The sequence below is a fragment of the Mesorhizobium sp. M7A.F.Ca.CA.004.12.1.1 genome, from assembly GCF_003997835.1.
Classification (GTDB): Bacteria; Pseudomonadota; Alphaproteobacteria; order Rhizobiales; family Rhizobiaceae; genus Mesorhizobium.
On record NZ_RZRK01000695.1, the window covers coordinates 1 to 3,224 of the forward strand.

A 3,224-nucleotide genomic window follows, 5' to 3' on the forward strand; every position below is an offset into this window, starting at 1 on the left:
GTTTGGTAGCGCTACCGTTTCAGCCTAGCGTGAGCCTGGGAGGAGCCAGGGCTGTCGCTAGCGGAAGCGTTGTTCCTTCGACGACGTCGCGGGAATTTGTTGGGAGGATCGATGGCGTCTGTCGCAATTGGCGAAGTCTATAAATCATTCGGCGCTGTCGAGATCCTGCACGGGGTCAGCGTGAACATCGAGGACGGCGAGTTCGTCACTCTGGTCGGACCGTCGGGCTGCGGAAAATCAACCCTCCTCAGAATGATCGCCGGCCTAGAAAAGATTTCACGCGGCCAGATCGCGATTGGCGAACGTGTCGTCAACAACGTTGCGCCCAAGGAGCGCGACGTCGCCATGGTCTTCCAGAACTATGCGCTCTACCCACACATGACCGTCGCCGAGAACATGGCGTTCTCGCTGATGCTCAAAGGAGTTTCCAAGCCGGAGAGCGATGCAGGCGTGCGCCGCGCGGCCGAAATCCTTGGGCTGGTGCCGTTGCTGGCGCGCTATCCTCGGCAGCTTTCCGGCGGCCAGCGCCAGCGCGTCGCAATGGGCCGCGCGATCGTGCGTGATCCGGCGGTCTTTCTCTTCGACGAACCGCTGTCCAATCTCGACGCCAAACTCAGGGTGCAGATGCGCGCCGAGATCAAGGAACTGCACCAGCGCCTCAAGACCACGACAGTCTACGTCACTCACGATCAAATCGAAGCCATGACCATGGCTGACAAGATCGTGGTCATGCATGACGGCATCGTCGAGCAGATAGGGCCGCCGCTGGAACTCTATGACCGGCCGAACAATCTTTTTGTCGCCAGCTTTATCGGCTCGCCGGCCATGAATTTGCTGAGGGGCGAGATCGCTACCGACGGCTCACCCTCGTTCCGCGGCGCCGGGGGGATTTCGGTCCCGTTGGCCTCGGCACTTTCCATCCGCAATGGCGAGCCTGTGGTGCTGGGAATAAGGCCCGAGCATTTGCGGCTGTCCGACGACCAGGGCATTCCGGTCACCGTCGCGGTGGTTGAACCAACCGGGTCCGAAGTGCAGCTCATCGGCCGGACAGCCGGCGGCGAAGAGATCGTCGCGAATTTCCGGGAACGACATTCCTTTACGCCGGGCGAAACCATCCGGCTTACGGCCGAGCCCAGCCTTATCCATCTCTTTCACGCAGAAACCGGACAGAGATTCCAGACACGTATCGATCAGTAGGACCACAGGCAAGGACAACAACAGGAGGAAACGAGCATGAAGTTCACCAGACGCGACGTGATCCGCACCACCGCCGGCGCGGCGGCGGGTGCCTTGGGAAGTCGGTTCATCAGCTCTCCGGCCCTTGCCCAGGACGGACTGAAATACAAACCCGAGGATGGCGCCAAGCTTAGACTGCTGCGCTGGTCGCCCTTCGTCCAGGGCGATGAAGACCAATGGCTGGCCAACACCAAACGCTTCACCGAGGCGACAGGTGTCGAGGTTCGCGTCGACAAGGAAAGCTGGGAGGACATTCGTCCCAAGGCGGCGGTCGCAGCAAATGTCGGGTCCGGCCCCGACCTGATGTTCGTCTGGTTCGATGACCCGCACCAATATCCCGACAAGCTGCACGACGTGAGCGAACTGGGCGAGTATCTCGGCTCGAAATATGGCGGCTGGCACGAGGGACCTAAGCAATATGCGACACGCGACGGGAAGTTCGTCGGCCTGCCCCTGGCCACGATCGGCAATGCCATCGTCTATCGGGAAAGCTGGGTGAAAGAGGCCGGCTTTTCGGAGTTTCCCAAGGACACGAAAGGCTTCCTGGAACTTTGCAAGGCCTTGCAAGCGAAGGGACATCCGGCCGGCTTCACGCATGGTCATGGCGTCGGCGACGGCAACAACTATGCTCATTGGCTGCTGTGGAGCCATGGCGGCCAGATGGTCGACGAGAGTGGCAAGGTAACGATCAACAGCCCCGAGACCCTCAAGGCGATCGAATATGCGCAGGAGCTTTACAAGACCTTCATTCCAGGCACCGAAAGCTGGCTCGACGTCAACAACAACCGCGCCTTCCTGGCCGGCGAACTGGGGGTGATCGCCAATGGAATTTCCGCCTACAACACGGCCAAGATCAACAAGGACAAAGATCCAAAGCTGGCTGAAATCGCCAAGGACATACGCACGACCAACCTGCCCATCGGTCCTGTCGGCAAATCCGTCGAATTGTTCCAGGTGACCACGGCTGTCATCTTCAATTACACGCCCTACCCCAACGCGGCCAAGGCGTATTTGCAGTTCATGTTCGAGGAACCGCAAATGAAGGACTGGATCACCTCCTCGGCCGGATATTGCTGCCAGACACTGAAGGCATTCGACAACAACCCCGTGTGGACTGCCGATCCCAACAACGCCGCTTACGCCAAGGCTTCGGCTACTCTGCGGCCTAACGGCTATGCCGGGCCGCTCGGCTATGCCTCGGCGGCAACCATGGCCGACTACGTGCTGGTCGACATGTTCGCCAAAGCGGTGACCGGCCAGGCCACGCCGCAAGAGGCAATGGAAGAGGCCGAGAAGCGGGCAAATCGCTATTATCGCGTTTGAGCCGGCTCAGCCGGGCAGCGCCGCTGCCCGGCTGGCTTCGGATTGCGTCGCGGCCGATCCGGCCGATCAATGAGACCTCAGCAGGAGCCGACCCATGGCCGTGCCGTCAGCTGCTATCCAGCCGCGACCTTCGATCTTCTCACGGATTCTGTCGCGCTGGAGCGAAAGCCGGAACGCACTTGGCTTCGGCTTCATGCTTCCGGCGGCTGCACTGCTGCTTGTCTTCCTGACCTATCCGCTGGGGCTCGGCGTCTGGCTCGGCTTCACCGATGCCCGCATCGGCCGCCCCGGCATCTTCATCGGCGTCGAAAACTATGAATACCTGTGGAGCGACGCCGTCTTCTGGCTCTCCGTCTTCAACACCTTGCTCTACACGATCAGCGCCTCGATCCTGAAATTCGCGCTCGGCCTCTGGCTGGCGCTCATCCTCAACCAGAACCTGCCCTTCAAATCGTTCTTCCGCGCGATCGTCCTGCTGCCGTGGGTGGTGCCGACGGTGCTCTCGGCCATCGCCTTCTGGTGGATCTACGATTCGCAGTTCTCCATCCTGTCGTGGGCGCTCATGGAAATGGGACTGATCGATCACCGCATCAATTTCCTTGGCGATCCGGAGAACGCGCGCGCCTCGGTGATCGCTGCCAATGTCTGGCGCGGCATTCCTTTCG

General features: G+C 60.6%; 3 protein-coding genes. All 3 read left to right on the forward strand.

What is annotated here, in order from left to right; genetic code table 11:
- The first annotated feature begins 111 nt into the window (after positions 1–111).
- Complete coding sequence (gene ugpC, locus EN984_RS27825; RefSeq protein WP_127271287.1) at positions 112–1,197, forward strand: sn-glycerol-3-phosphate ABC transporter ATP-binding protein UgpC; 1,086 nt, start codon at positions 112–114, stop codon at positions 1,195–1,197.
- A 36-nt stretch (positions 1,198–1,233) separates the two neighbouring features.
- Entirely contained in the window at positions 1,234–2,559 is a 1,326-nt protein-coding gene (locus EN984_RS27830; protein WP_027038230.1) for an ABC transporter substrate-binding protein, read from the forward strand.
- Between the two features lie 94 nt (positions 2,560–2,653).
- A partial coding sequence (locus tag EN984_RS27835; RefSeq protein WP_164765690.1) for a sugar ABC transporter permease occupies positions 2,654–3,224 on the forward strand: 571 nt, incomplete at its 3' end.

Excerpts from the sequence above, each read along its gene's own strand:
- ugpC (WP_127271287.1), top strand. The coding sequence starts at position 112 with ATGGCGTCTGTCGCAATTGGCGAAGTCTATAAATCATTCGGCGCTGTC.
- EN984_RS27830 (WP_027038230.1), top strand. The coding sequence starts at position 1,234 with ATGAAGTTCACCAGACGCGACGTGATCCGCACCACCGCCGGCGCGGCG.